This is a genomic window from Tannerella forsythia 92A2 (genome assembly GCF_000238215.1).
Taxonomy (GTDB): domain Bacteria; phylum Bacteroidota; class Bacteroidia; order Bacteroidales; family Tannerellaceae; genus Tannerella; species Tannerella forsythia.
The window spans coordinates 1,543,043-1,556,773 of sequence record NC_016610.1; the positions used below are offsets into that span (position 1 = coordinate 1,543,043).

Here is a 13,731-nt window from a genome sequence, read left to right on the forward strand (position 1 = left end):
GGAAGGGGCAGTTTTCTATTATAACGCAAAAGCCAGCGTAAATACGCTGATGCTGATATGGGGTATTCGCATCAGGCAGTCTATACACGAAAGCAGTGTAGCGCCCGTAGTGAGAACATCGTCGACAAGCAACACGTGCTTGTTTGCCAACCGTTCCGGCCGGGAAAGACAAAAGGCTTCGGCCACATTCATACGCCGTTCGTAAGCCGACTTGTGCGTTTGTGTCTCGGTATCGACTGCACGAACAAGTGTTTGGGTATCGACGGGACAATGATATACTGTCGCCAGGCCGCGTGCAATCCATTCCGCCTGATTGTAACCTCTCCTCCGTTGTCTCCGCCGATGAAGAGGAACGGGAACACACACATCGATGTTGCGGAAAAAGCCGTCGGCCTGTAACTCCCGAGCGGCCATCCGTCCTAACCTCTCGGCTAATCGTTTATTGCCTCGGTATTTGAATGAGTGAATCAATGACTGTACCCGACCTCCTTCTTCGTAGAAAAGAAAAGCCGTCAGATGTTGCAACGAGGAGATACCGGCAAAGAGTGGAAGAAGAGGATGGTCATCACGCCGATGGTAGTATGTTCGTGGGAGATCGCACAAGCAGTGCAGGCAGAGCTGTCGCTCTTCCGCCAAGAGCATTTTTTTACAAAGCAGACAGAGGCGCGGATAAAACAAGTCCAGCAAGTCATTCCAGATCGTCGTCATCAAAACGGCCCCCTTGACATAACTTCTTGACACATTGAACAACCAATGACTGTTCATATCCCTTGTTCACCGCAAAACGGCAGAGTTTTACAAACAAATCCGTGTCCGACACGCTCCGCACCGTACGTTTCTTGCGTATGAGCAATTCCGTCAAGATACGTCGATAATCGTCTTCATCGATCCGGCTCAATGCCTCATCTATCAAACTCTGTGCAATGCCTTTCCGCCTCAATGCACCGCTCATTTTGATCCGTCCCCACTCGTTAAAGCGGGATTTATCGCTGACGAAGCAGCGGCAGAAACGGGCTTCGTCGATAAATTTCTCTTCGATCAGGCGGGCAATAATACGCTCTTCGCTTTCGGGCGAAAGACCGGCACTCGCGATCTTCTTACGCACATCGTAGATGCAACGCTCAGCTATGGAGCAATACGCCGCCGCGCGGTGCAACATTTCGGCTTCATCCCTTGTTTCTGTCTCCTTCAGTTTTTCGAACATTGTATGAACCGTTCTTTGCCGGATATGTCACGGACAATCTCGATATCTCGGTAGCCCGTTTCCTGCAACAACGATACGAGCTGCTTTCCGTAAGCCGTATTGATCTCAAAGTACAATCGTCCGCCTTCCGACAGCCATCTTCGCCCATGCGCTGCGATATGCCGATAGAAACGCAACGGATCGTCATCAGGGACAAATAACGCCTCCCAAGGCTCATGAAAGAGGACACGGGCTTCCGTCTGGAATCTCTCCTCCATCGTTACATAGGGCGGATTGCTGACGATCACGTCGAAGGCTGGCTGGGATATTTCGTCCAAAGGCGATTCGGACAGGATATCGGCTTGCAGAAACCGGATATCGGCTTGATGGGCTTCGGCATTGCGTCGGGCAACAACCAATGCATCATCACTAATATCGATGGCCGTAACCGTAGCCTTATGCAGCATCTTTGCCAGAGAGACGGCGATACATCCGCTTCCGGTACCGATATCAAGTACCTTCAGTCCCGTTTCGGTATGATGACGGACGATAAGTTCCACCAGCTCGCTCGTCTCGGGACGGGGAATCAGTACCGAGGGGTTCACCTCGAACCGAAGTCCGTGAAACTCACAGTCTCCGAAAATATACTGTATCGGCTCCGCACAGCACAGACGCTCCACCACCTCCCGGATAGCTTCTTTCTCCGTCTCACTAATTTGCTTATCTTTGCACATAATTTGCTGGGCTGGCGTCAGACCGCAAATACGTTCGAGAATCAAGCGGGCAAGGTACTGAGCCTCTTCCACCGAATAAAACATTCTTCTGAGGCTTATCTTGATGTAGTCTATTGTTTCTTGCATGACGCGATCATCGAAATAAAATAAATAATGACAAAGGTACGGAATTTTTGACACAGATCAAATGGATACGGACGAAAAATATATAGAGCGCTGTTTGATGCTGGCAGCCGCCGGAGCAGGCATGGTAGCGCCGAATCCGATGGTCGGCGCGGTGGTGGTGCACCGCGAACGCATCATCGGCGAAGGGTATCATCGGCAGTTTGGCGGAGCCCATGCTGAAGTACATGCGATCGCTTCGGTGCGCGATGAGGCGTTGTTGAGAGATTCTACGCTCTACGTCAATCTGGAGCCTTGTTCACATCACGGCAAGACGCAGCCTTGCACCGAACTGATTATCCGCAAACGGATACCCCGTGTCGTCATTGCCTGCACCGATCCGTTTCCTGCCGTTTCGGGACAAGGAGTCCGGAGGCTGAAAGAAGCAGGGATTGACGTAAAAACAGGGGTACTGGAAAAGGAAGCTCTTCATCTGAACCGCTTTTTTATGACTGCTCAGACCCATCGTCGCCCTTATGTCATTTTAAAATGGGCGCAAAGTGCCGACGGATTTCTCGACCGTCTCCGGACGGATGCCTCAGTGCCGGCTGCGTGGTTGTCATGCGCGACTACGGTACGCATGGTACACAAACTCCGCTCCGAGGTCGATGCCATTATGGTCGGTACCCGTACGGCTTATCTTGACAATCCTTCGCTGACCGTACGTCATTGGGCGGGAAAACATCCTGTCCGTGTCTTGCCAGACCGCACCTTGCGTGTTCCGACCTCGGCTACCCTGTTCGACGGGGTTGTACGCACCCTCGTTTACAATGCGCAGAAAAGCGGCGTAGAAGGGCAAACCGAGTATCTGCCGCTCGACGTTACAGCACCGCTCATCCCACAAATATTGCTGTCGCTCCATGAGAAGCAGATTCAGTCGTTGCTCGTCGAGGGCGGTGCCTTGCTGCATCGTCGTTTTATGGAGCTGGGACTGTGGGACGAGGCGCGAATCGAAACGACGCCCGTTGTACTCGGAAGAGGTGTAAAGGCCGCCGATATCCGATCGGCAAACGGTGCCGTGTGGGAAGGGGAACGACCGATACGTTCCGGCAAAGATGCAGGACATACCCTTGCCATATTCACGCATAAGCATTTCTAAACAAATCTCTGAAGGGGACACTAAAATTCTATAAAACCGATCCGATGTAGGCGGCAAAGAAAAAAAATTTCTACTTTTGTGCTCTAATTTTACAGCATAATAATTGTGTCAATGAAAAAGAACAGGTTACAATCAGGAACAGCCGCATGTATGGCGGCTCTTTTGTTGTCTTCTTGCTTGAATAATAAAGAACTCGAAGTACCCAATTGGGTGCAGGATAACTGCCAGATCGCTTCTTTTTCGTTGAAGAACGACTCCATTCGCGGCTTGGCACAGGTGGTCTTTACCATTGACCAGATCAAAGGCGAAATATACAACCGGGATTCCATGCCTTACGGGACCGTCATCAACCGCAAAATCATTTGCAATGTGAAGTATGACGGACCGCCTCCTTCGGCTGTCGAAGTATATCAGGAAACGACGAAAGAAAGAAAGAACTGGAACGGTTCCGATTCGCTCGACCTTTCGAAACCCATCCGTTTCGATGTCTATTCCTACAACGGCAAATCCGTAAAAACGTATACGGCCAAATTGAATGTCCATCAGCAAAAACCGGACTCGATGACATGGTTGCGAACGGAAAAACTGCTGGACACGGAAAGAGAAGAGCAGCGCGTATTGGAGTGGAGAGGCAAATACCGGATGTTTGTACGCAAGGCCGGAAATGATCTACTCTATCAGTCGGATGACGCCAAAACATGGATCGCCTCCTCACTCAACGGTCTTTCCGGAAAGACGCTTGTCCTAAGTCAAATAACTGTTTACGGAGAAGCCCTTTACGCACCTGCTGCAGACGGGTTGCTGTACCGCTCGGATAATGGCACGGACTGGTCGATAGTCGGCGGAGCCCCTGAAATAAAGGTTTTGCTGGGCGTCGTCGATTCGGTGACACAGTCATCACGTCCTTCGGCGCTGGCCGCCATCGTAAAGAATAGTGACTCATGGCACTTTGCGTCGATGAATGCCAAAGGGAAGTGGACGACCGGAGAAACGGTGCCGGAAGCGTTCCCGTTCGAAGGATTCGGGACAGTGGGTTACGAGGCGGTTTTCTACCGTCACTTGCTCGTTATCGCCGGAAAAAAACGAAACGGCGAATTAAGTAATCTCTCGTGGGAAACAACCGACGGACTGAGATGGGTAAGCTTGAATCACTCCACCACAGCAGGTATAGAGCCGTGTGAAGGCGCTGCCGTTTCCTTCTACGACAATCAAATTTATCTGATCGGCGGTTTCAATGCTTCGAAGACAGCCTCCCGAAAAATCTATCGCTCGGCAAACAGAGGACTGTCATGGACACTGGTCAATAAGCTGATTGTACTGCCTGAAACCTTCCAACCGCGAGGCTATGCTTCGTTATTGGTAGACAAAGATAACTACATGCTGCTTTTCGGCGGAAAAGAAAAGCATGATCGCGCTGTACTCGATGAGTTGTGGCGTGGACGTATAAACCGTTTAGGGTTCAAGGAATGAGGTACGGGAAATAATTTTGTACGGTTTCTCACGTTAGAAAGAAAGGTAATGACTGTAATAACAAAAGAAATGTCAATCACTTTTTTTCGACGCTGGCTGACCGTTCTTCTGCTTACCGTTCCGATAGGGGCACTGTATGCACAGGAATACCGATACGAAATCGGAGGGATGGGCGGTGGTGCGTTTTATATGGGCGACGCCAATAAGAATGCGGTGCTGAAAGGACTCAATCCGTCGATCGGAATGATGTTTCGGTATAATGCGAACTTTCGGATCGCCTTCAAAGGGAATCTGACTTGGGCGCAGTTATCGGGCAGCACGAACGGACTTGAGAATGTATTCCCCAACGGATTGCAGACGTCGTTTACACGAAACGTCTTCGATCTGGGAGGACAGTTCGAGTTCAATTTTTTTCCCTACAGCGATAAGTTTCCGTACTTAAATACGAGACGGATCGCCCCTTATCTGCTGTTCGGAGTCGGTGGCACGGTTGCTCCGGGGGACGGCGGGACATTTGCCGGCCTGAATATCCCGATCGGTGCAGGAGTGAAATATAAACTAAAGAACCGGGTCAACCTCGGCATGGAAATTTCTGTCCGCAAGTTGTTTGGTGACGGATTAGATAACAAGGAGCTAAATGCTCCTTACAAGATAAAGAGCAGTGTGATGAAGAATCAGGATTGGTATACGCTCATGACACTGTTCTTAACGTGGGATTTCGGTCCACGCAACCGGAAATGCAACAGCGCCAAAGGCATTGATGTATTGATGGGATTATCGAAACATTAGACGGAAAGAAAAAAGATGTCAGTGATAGAACAGATCGACAGAGACCGCTTGCCACAGCACGTGGCAATTATTATGGACGGGAACGGCCGGTGGGCGAAAGAGCGCGGGAAAGACCGAAGCGAAGGCCACCGCGAAGGGGTCGTCTCCGTGCGTAAGGTGGTGGAAGCAGCGACAACCCTCGGGCTACGGTACCTGACGGTCTACACGTTCTCTATGGAAAACTGGGACCGTCCCGAAGCAGAGGTGCATGCACTGATGGGACTGATGGTCGCAGCCATTCACCGGGAGACGCCGGACTTGATGAAAAATAACGTGCGCCTGATGGCTATCGGCGACCTAGATCGTCTGCCCCACGAGGTACGGACAACACTCGACGAGTGTCTGCGCCAAACGTCGGTCAACACGGGTACCACCTTAGTGCTGGCCTTAAGCTATTCGTCGCGCTGGGAGATTCTGCACGCTGTAAAAGCACTGACCGAAGAAGCCGCCTGTGGACAACTCCGCGCCGAAGAGGTAACGGAAGAGCTTTTTGCAAGCCGTCTGACTACACGCGACATCCCCGATCCGGATTTGTTGATTCGCACCGGAGGAGAACAGCGCATCAGCAATTTTCTACTGTGGCAGTTATCGTATGCCGAACTTTATTTTACCGAGATATACTGGCCTGATTTCAGAGAAGAAGAATTCTATCAGGCCATCCGGTCTTACCAGCAGCGCGAGCGGCGCTTCGGCAAGACAAGCGATCAATTAAATCAATCATAACGAACCATGTGTATGTATAAAAAAATACGCTTGCTAATGACAGCCCTGTTGGGCGTGACGGTGTGGGGAGGTACGGCGCAAATAAACGGCACCGTACTGTCGGACCTGATCCCGTCGGAGGTAAAAGACACCGTATCGAAAGGCGAAGTGCCTGACGTCTCTTATTCACTCACCCCGAAACGTTATACGATTGCCGGTATTCAGGTGACGGGCGCAAGAAACTACGACGACTTCGTGCTGATCGGCTTCTCCGGTCTGTCTGTCGGGGATGAGGTATCGATTCCGGGCGATGAGATAACGGGAGCGGTCAAGCGTTTTTGGAAACACGGACTGTTCTCGGATGTCAAAATCCTGGCCTCCCGTATCGAGGACGGCAAAGTATGGTTGGAGATTCGCCTGAAACAACGCCCGCGTATTTCCGAAATTCATTATAACGGCGTGAAAAAAAGCGAACGGGAAGATTTGGAAGTAAAACTCGGCTTGCGTAAAGGACATCAGATTACGCCGAATGTCTTAGACCGTGCGGAGACGCTTATCAAAAAATACTTTGATGCCAAAGGCTTTAAAAACATTGAGGTCGACATGGTGCAGCGCAACGATGTATCAAAAGAAGGCGAAGTCATACTCGAAGTAAATATCGACAAGAACCAAAAGACGAAAATAGAGGAGATTCATCTTATCGGCAACGAAGCGCTGTCGGATTTCACGCTGAAGAAGGCAATGAAAAAGACAAACGAGAAATTCGATCTTTCCAAACGCTTTCGGCTCAGCTGGATGGAACTTTTCAGCACGAAGAAATTCACGAGCGAAGAGTATGAGAACGATAAGAAGAACCTCATCGACAAGTATAACGAATTCGGTTACCGCGATGCGACGATCGTATCAGACAGCATCGTAACCATCAGCGATAAACACATAAGCATCTACCTGACTATCGACGAAGGGCACAAGTACTACTTGAAAGATATCCAGTTTGTAGGAAATACGAAATACCCGACCGAACAATTAGCGACCCTGCTGAACATGAAAGCCGGCGATGTCTACAACCAGAAAAAGTTGCAGGAGCGCCTGCAGTCCGACGATGATGCCGTTTCAAACGTGTATTATAATAACGGGTATCTCTTTTTCTATGCCGACCCGGTGGAAGTAGAAGTCGATAACGATTCCATCTCGCTCGAGATTCGTATTCAGGAAGGGCCGCAGGCAACGATCAACAAGATCATCATCAACGGAAACGACCGCTTGTACGAAAACAACATTCGCAGGGAATTACGTACGAAGCCGGGACAACTCTTCAGTCGTGAAGACTTGATTCGTTCTGCACGCGAGATTGCACAGACAGGACACTTCGATCCGGAAAATATGAATCCCGAGCCGATTCCCAACCCGGACAACGGAACGGTAGATATCCGATATAACCTGACCTCAAAAGCCAATGATCAGGTCGAGCTTTCGGCCGGATGGGGTCCGACCGGACTTTTGGGAAAGGTGAGTTTGAAATTCAATAACTTCTCGGTGAAGAATCTTTTTCACCCGGGTACATATCGCGGGATCATCCCACAGGGCGAAGGGCAGACGTTCACCATCAGCGGGCAGACAAGCGGGAAATACTTCCAGTCGTACAGCATCTCTTTCCTTGATCCGTGGTTCGGAGGCAAACGCCCCAATACGTTCTCGGCAAGCGCCTATTATTCGAAGATTACGGACTTCAACAATCGCTTCCTCAATGATCGCTTGTCGAGGTTTAATCCTTATATGGGTGGCTATTACGGAGGCCGTTCGGGATATTATGGCGATGGAGGATCCGGTTTCTACGAATCGGCTTACGACCCCGATAAATACATGCAAATGATTGGAATCAATTTGGGCTTCGGAAAGCGTTTGAGTTGGCCGGACGATTATTTCTACACCATGCTGACATTGAATTACCAGTTGTACAGCCTGAAAAATTGGGATCGCTACTTCCTGATCAAGGATGGCGTTTGTCACAAAATCAGTGTTGACCTGAGTCTGCAACGCAGCTCGGTCGATAACCCGTTGTACACGCGTTACGGTTCACAGTTCGTTGCTTCCGTTTCGCTGACTCCGCCTTATTCGCTCTTCGACGGAAAAGATTATGCCAAGATCACCGACCCTGCAGAGAAGCATAAACTCATCGAATACCACAAATGGAAATTTCAAGGTAAGGTTTTCTTCCCACTCGCCCCGCTGCCGCAAAACAACGGTCCGAAGCGTACGCCCGTCTTGATGTCGCGTGTGGAATACGGCTTTTTGGGGTATTTCAACAAGAACAAAATCTCGCCGTTTGAAACGTTTCAGGTCGGTGGCGACGGGATGACCGGCTACTCCAGCTATTATGCAACGGAGATGATCGCTCTGCGCGGATACGATAACATGTCGTTGGCCGGTCAGAACGAGCAAGTCCCCGAGGGCTATGCGTATTCACGTCTGTCGATGGAATTGCGTTATCCATTTATTTTGGAACCGTCGTCCACAATTTACGGACTGGCTTTTGTGGAAGCCGGAAATGCATGGAAAACGGTGAAAGATTTTCATCCGTTCGATCTAAAACGTTCGGCCGGTGTCGGCGTACGTATCTTCCTCCCGATGATTGGGATGATGGGCATCGATTGGGCTTACGGATTCGACAAACCTTACGGGTATCATAAAACCGGCGGAAGTCATTTCCATTTTATCTTAGGACAAGAGTTTTAACGTAATTTAGAATGTACAAATCAAACCATCCGCAAGTTTTAGAGTCAACAGGAACAGATCATTTTTTTAAGGATAAGGATTATGAAAAGAAAAAGTATTTTGCTCATAAGCATGGCGCTGTTATGCTCGGTAGCATCAATGGCACAGAAATTCGCACTCGTCGATATGGAATATATTCTGAAAAATATTCCGGCGTATGAAATGACGAACGAACAGTTGTCACAGCTTTCAAAGAAATGGCAGAACGAAATCGAAGCCATTCAGCAGGAAGCTCAAAACATGTACAAGACCTACCAGAGCGATCTTGTTTTTCTCTCAGCCGAGATGAAGACGAAGCGCGAGGAAGAGATTGTGAAAAAAGAACAGCAGGCGCAGGAGCTGAAACGGAAATATTTCGGAGCCGACGGCGAACTGTATAAGAAACGCGAGAGCCTGATGAAACCGATTCAGGACGAGATCTACAATGCCGTCAAAGAGATCGCTTCGAACAAAGGTTATCAAATGGTCGTCGACCGCGCTTCGGCCGGCAGCGTGATCTTCGCTTCGCCTCAAATAGACATCAGTAACGAAGTGTTGACGAAGTTGGGATATTCGAAATAAATTCGTACCTTTGGACGCTTGTTGGATAAAACGAACTATTTAATTTTATAAAGATCATAGAGAAATGAAGAAGTTAATCGTGCTGATTTTTATGCTCCTTCCGTTAGGAGTCTTTGCACAGGACAAAATCGCGATTGTGAACACGGCCGATATTTTCAATATCATGCCGGAAGTTTCTGCAGTCGAAAAACAATTGGCAACGCTCAACGAACAGTATGAAAAGGAATTTAAGACGATGCAGGACGAATACACGAAGAAGTATTCGGAATATATGTCGCAGCAGGATTCGTTGACGGAAAACATTAAGTTGCGTCGTCAGCAGGAGATTCAGGATCTGGAGACCCGTATTCAGAACTTCGTACCGGTGGCTCAGCAGGAGATGCAGAAGAAACAGCAGGAACTGTATGCTCCGATCCAGCAAAAGATGCAGGATGCCATCAAAGCGGTGGGCGATGAAAAAGGATACACCTACATACTGAACCCGCAAGTATTGCTTTACAAGGGGAATGATGCGGTTGATGCGACCGATTTTGTGAAAGCTAAACTCGGTATTAAATAACGTTTTAAGGTTCGTATAATCATAATGGAAAAGGAGGATGCCTTCGCCACGGGTGCGAACGGCATTCTTTTTTTATAGGAAGGATGAAGGCAATCGGTCTATTTGATTCGGGTTACGGCGGACTGACCATCTTCGAGAAAATCCGGCAGGAGCTTCCCGACTACGACTATATCTATTTGGGCGATAATGCACGGACTCCATACGGTACGCGCTCGTTCGAGGTGGTTTATCAGTTTACGCGCGAAGCCGTAAGGCACTTGTTTGACGAAGGTTGTCCGCTCGTCATTCTGGCATGCAACACGGCATCGGCCAAGGCGCTGCGAACGATTCAGCAGCGTGACTTGCCCTGTTGGGACGACCCTGCACGGCGTGTGCTCGGCGTCATCCGCCCGACGGTGGAGGTCGTAGACAGCCTCAGCCGGACAAAACATATCGGGGTGCTGGGGACAACCGGCACGATTGCTTCACGGTCGTACATGTTAGAGCTGAACAAGCTGTTCCCGTCCGTTACGGTCGTCGGCGAAGCATGCCCTATGTGGGTGCCGTTAGTCGAAAACAACGAGTTCGATTCGCCCGGCGCGGATTACTTCGTCAAGCAGCATATCGACCGTCTGCTGGCAAAGGATGAGCGGATCGACACGATCATTCTCGGTTGCACGCACTACCCGTTGCTGATCGATAAGATACGCCGATACCTGCCGGCCGGCATCACCCTCTTCTCCCAAGGCGAACAGGTGGCTGCAAGCCTGAAGGATTACCTGAGACGCCATCCCGAAATGGATGCACGACTGAGCAGAGGGACACATTGCCGGTTTCAGACCACCGAGTCGGCCGAACGGTTTATGGGTGCAGCCTCTCTCTTCCTGAAGCAAACCATTGATACGGTAGAACAGATTGCCCTGCCGGGATAATCCGAGTTTATGATCATGAGGTATATACGTCTTCTGCCCCTGTGCATCGTATGGATAATATCAGTCCTGTTGCCTCCGGCAAGCCTGCATGCCCAATCGTTGGATGCCCAACTGAAAGCGGCAGGATACGTCGATGTATGCGAGGAGGCTCCGTCCATCCGTATACAGCTCAAATATGCGACATCCGATAATTTTATGGGTCGCAGCGTCTATCAGGGAATGACCAAAGCATGGCTGCATCCCGATGCAGCACAGAAGCTCCACCGTGCACAACGCATCCTGCAACGCGAAAAACCGGGTTATACGCTACTCGTATATGATGCCGCCCGTCCGATGTCGGTACAACGCATCATGTGGAATTTAGTGCGCGGCACGAACAAGACGTATTACGTGTCTAATCCAGCTAAGGGAGGCGGCTTGCACAACTACGGCATGGCCGTCGACCTGACCATCGTCGATGCTTCAGGGAAGCTGCTGCCCATGGGTACGCCTTACGATTTCTTCGGGACGGAAGCCCATACCGACAAGGAGGAAGCGCTTGTGCAGACAGGTAAAATGATACAAAAAGAGTTGACCAATCGCCGATTGTTACGCCGGGTGATGAAAGAGGCAGGCTTCCGCACCGTCAAAAGCGAGTGGTGGCATTTCAACGCCTGCTCGCGTGAGACGGCACGCGCCCGCTACCGGCTGATCGAATAAAACGAAATCACACTACGTGCTTGCCAAACGGAGTCAATGCCAGTCCGGCCAGCTTAAAATGCTGCTTCCCGAAAGGAATGCCGATCAGAGTAAGACAAAGCAACATACCGAAAAACAGATGGGTCAGGCAAATCCCTAACCCGCCGAAACAAATCCAGAGGATATTCATGATGACCGAAAGACAACCGCTCGATCCACCCTGATCGACTACCCGTCGCCCAAACGGCCACAACATCAGCGCGGAAAGCTTAAGTGTCTGCAAACCAAAAGGAATGCCGATAATCGTGATGATCATCAGGAAGCTCGCAAGCAAATATTCGATGGCTGCGAGAAGGCCTCCGCAAATCAGCCAGATCAGATTGCCCAATATCTTCATTTTTTCGTGTACGTTAATGTTATTGCCGGACAAAGATACGAAAATGATTCAATCGTGCCTTTTCAGGATACGGTGCGGCAGTTCGCCATGCCCTACCAACTCGATCGGACAACGGTACACTTCATCCATCCACTCTTCCGAGACATCGGCTCCGGGATGATAATGCAGCGATTCGTTCACGCAAGCTACGTTTTTTACCAGCGAGAGCACCGTGCCTACATCGTGCGAGACGAGGACGACGGCCGTATCTTGATTGATCTCGCGCAACAAGTCGTACAGCTTCGACTCGAATTTCTGATCGACGTATGTATTCGGTTCGTCGAGAATAAGCATCTGCGGCCACGAAACGATGGCGCGTCCCAGCATCACGCGTTGCAACTCACCACCGGACAGCTCGCCGATGGCTCGTCTGCTCAAAGCATCTAACCCCATCCATACGATCACCTCGGCAACACGCTGTTGCTGTTGCTTCGAGAGGTGACGAGCACCTCTCGTCTGCGCCATCAATCCCGAAGCAATCACTTCGCGTACCGAGATCGGAAAGCGCTTATCGATTTTATTGATCTGCGGGAGGTAACCGATATTCAACGACGCAACGGGCTGCCCGTCGCGATAGAACGCAACGGTTCCTGCTACCGGTTTCAGCAGTCGCAGGATGACTTTGAGCAGCGTCGTTTTCCCTCCTCCGTTCGGACCGATGATTCCCAAGAAATCGTTTTCCCATACCGTCAGCCCGACATCGCGCAAGACAACTTTCGTATCGTAAGCAGCCGTAATATGTTCGAGGGTAAGTAGCTTGTTCATAGGTATAGGTATCCGTTAAGGGGTTGCGAGCGATTCCGCGATACGAAGCATCTCCGTCTTCCAATCGGCCGACAGCGGATGGATCGTTACGATACGTGCTCCGATTTCGGCAGCCAGTGATTCGGCATGTTTACGGTCAAACTCCTGCTGCACGAAGACAACCCGTACACCGGCTTCACGCGCCTCGTCGACAAGCACCCTCATCGAAGCGGCCGACGGCTCTTTGCCGTCGGCCTCGATCGAGAGCTGCGTCAACCCGTACTCGTCGGCAAAATAAGTCAGCGCCGGATGGTAGATAACGAATGTGCGGTGCGACAACGTGTCGAGCATGGCGTGCAGGACACGTCCGGTCGAATCGATCTCGGCCGTCAGCGCACGGAAATTCGTTTCGTAGTCCGAAGCATGCGCCGGATCGATCGCACATAAAGCGTCCAACGTATTACGGGCAATGATCTGTGCCGTGCGCGTGGCATTCCAGATATGCGGATCCGTCGCTCCGTGATCGTGATGATGATGATGCGTGCATTGTCCTTCTATCCACGTAACACCCTCGGACAAATCGAAAACGCGCAGATGCGGATTGTTCTCCCGAATCGTCGACATCCATGCCCTCTCGAAACCGATACGCCCGATGCGCAGATACGCTTGGCTCTCGGCCACAGCCATCATCTCGCGCGGCGTCGGTTCATACGTCTCCGGACTTTGACCGGCCGGCACAACCGTATGCACATTCCAGTGCTTGCCGGCAATGCGTTCGACGAAATAACGCTGCGGCTCCATCGTCACCGTCAGGCGCTGTCCGTGCAACGCCTTGTGCCCTCCCCCGCAAGCCGTAAGCAGGAAAAACGGCGCAACAAGTGCAGTCATC

The 13,731-nt window shown here is 50.6% G+C and carries 15 protein-coding genes; 9 read left to right on the forward strand and 6 right to left on the reverse strand.

What is annotated here, in order from left to right:
• Positions 1–18: 18 nt before the first annotated feature.
• The 3 genes from BFO_RS06250 to prmC are packed head-to-tail and all read right to left on the reverse strand — an operon-like array spanning position 19 to position 2,043.
• Complete coding sequence (locus tag BFO_RS06250; protein WP_014224797.1) at positions 19–708, reverse strand: ComF family protein; 690 nt, start codon at positions 706–708, stop codon at positions 19–21.
• Positions 689–1,204, reverse strand: a complete 516-nt coding sequence (locus BFO_RS06255; protein ID WP_014224798.1) for a regulatory protein RecX — start codon at positions 1,202–1,204, stop codon at positions 689–691. The genes BFO_RS06250 and BFO_RS06255 overlap by 20 nt, the downstream gene beginning before the upstream one ends.
• Positions 1,189–2,043, reverse strand: a complete 855-nt coding sequence (prmC, locus tag BFO_RS06260; protein ID WP_041590729.1) for a peptide chain release factor N(5)-glutamine methyltransferase — start codon at positions 2,041–2,043, stop codon at positions 1,189–1,191. The genes BFO_RS06255 and prmC overlap by 16 nt, the downstream gene beginning before the upstream one ends.
• Before the next feature lie 61 nt (positions 2,044–2,104).
• On the opposite strand from prmC, the gene ribD reads away from it, so the two are divergent.
• From ribD to BFO_RS06305, 9 genes are all read left to right on the forward strand, one after another.
• Positions 2,105–3,178, forward strand: coding sequence for a bifunctional diaminohydroxyphosphoribosylaminopyrimidine deaminase/5-amino-6-(5-phosphoribosylamino)uracil reductase RibD (gene ribD, locus BFO_RS06265; protein ID WP_014224800.1), 1,074 nt, complete (start codon positions 2,105–2,107; stop codon positions 3,176–3,178).
• Between the two features lie 111 nt (positions 3,179–3,289).
• Entirely contained in the window at positions 3,290–4,648 is a 1,359-nt protein-coding gene (locus tag BFO_RS06270; protein WP_046472582.1) for a DUF6242 domain-containing protein, read from the forward strand.
• A 69-nt stretch (positions 4,649–4,717) separates the two neighbouring features.
• Positions 4,718–5,437, forward strand: a complete 720-nt coding sequence (gene porG / locus BFO_RS06275; protein ID WP_014224802.1) for a type IX secretion system protein PorG — start codon at positions 4,718–4,720, stop codon at positions 5,435–5,437.
• Positions 5,438–5,452: 15 nt separating this feature from the next.
• Complete coding sequence (locus BFO_RS06280; RefSeq protein WP_041590731.1) at positions 5,453–6,199, forward strand: isoprenyl transferase; 747 nt, start codon at positions 5,453–5,455, stop codon at positions 6,197–6,199.
• A gap of 12 nt (positions 6,200–6,211) precedes the next feature.
• Positions 6,212–8,914 carry a BamA/OMP85 family outer membrane protein gene (locus tag BFO_RS06285; protein WP_014224804.1) on the forward strand — a complete coding sequence of 901 codons (2,703 nt, stop codon included), beginning with the start codon at positions 6,212–6,214 and terminating at the stop codon, positions 8,912–8,914.
• 81 nt (positions 8,915–8,995) lie between these two features.
• Positions 8,996–9,514, forward strand: coding sequence for an OmpH family outer membrane protein (locus BFO_RS06290; RefSeq protein WP_014224805.1), 519 nt, complete (start codon positions 8,996–8,998; stop codon positions 9,512–9,514).
• Between the two features lie 64 nt (positions 9,515–9,578).
• Entirely contained in the window at positions 9,579–10,073 is a 495-nt protein-coding gene (locus BFO_RS06295; protein ID WP_014224806.1) for an OmpH family outer membrane protein, read from the forward strand.
• Between the two features lie 83 nt (positions 10,074–10,156).
• Positions 10,157–10,984, forward strand: coding sequence for a glutamate racemase (gene murI / locus BFO_RS06300; protein WP_014224807.1), 828 nt, complete (start codon positions 10,157–10,159; stop codon positions 10,982–10,984).
• A gap of 15 nt (positions 10,985–10,999) precedes the next feature.
• Entirely contained in the window at positions 11,000–11,683 is a 684-nt protein-coding gene (locus BFO_RS06305; RefSeq protein ID WP_157755300.1) for a M15 family metallopeptidase, read from the forward strand.
• Positions 11,684–11,690: 7 nt separating this feature from the next.
• On the opposite strand, the gene BFO_RS06310 is transcribed toward BFO_RS06305, so the two are convergent.
• From BFO_RS06310 to BFO_RS16090, 3 genes are read right to left on the reverse strand one after another with little or no spacing between them, the layout of a single operon-like run.
• Complete coding sequence (locus tag BFO_RS06310) at positions 11,691–12,059, reverse strand: YccF domain-containing protein (RefSeq protein ID WP_014224809.1); 369 nt, start codon at positions 12,057–12,059, stop codon at positions 11,691–11,693.
• 48 nt (positions 12,060–12,107) lie between these two features.
• Positions 12,108–12,863, reverse strand: coding sequence for a metal ABC transporter ATP-binding protein (locus tag BFO_RS06315; protein WP_014224810.1), 756 nt, complete (start codon positions 12,861–12,863; stop codon positions 12,108–12,110).
• Between the two features lie 15 nt (positions 12,864–12,878).
• On the reverse strand, positions 12,879–13,730 hold the full coding sequence (locus BFO_RS16090; RefSeq protein ID WP_167536512.1) for a metal ABC transporter solute-binding protein, Zn/Mn family: 852 nt from the start codon (positions 13,728–13,730) through the stop codon (positions 12,879–12,881).
• Position 13,731: the final 1 nt, after the last annotated feature.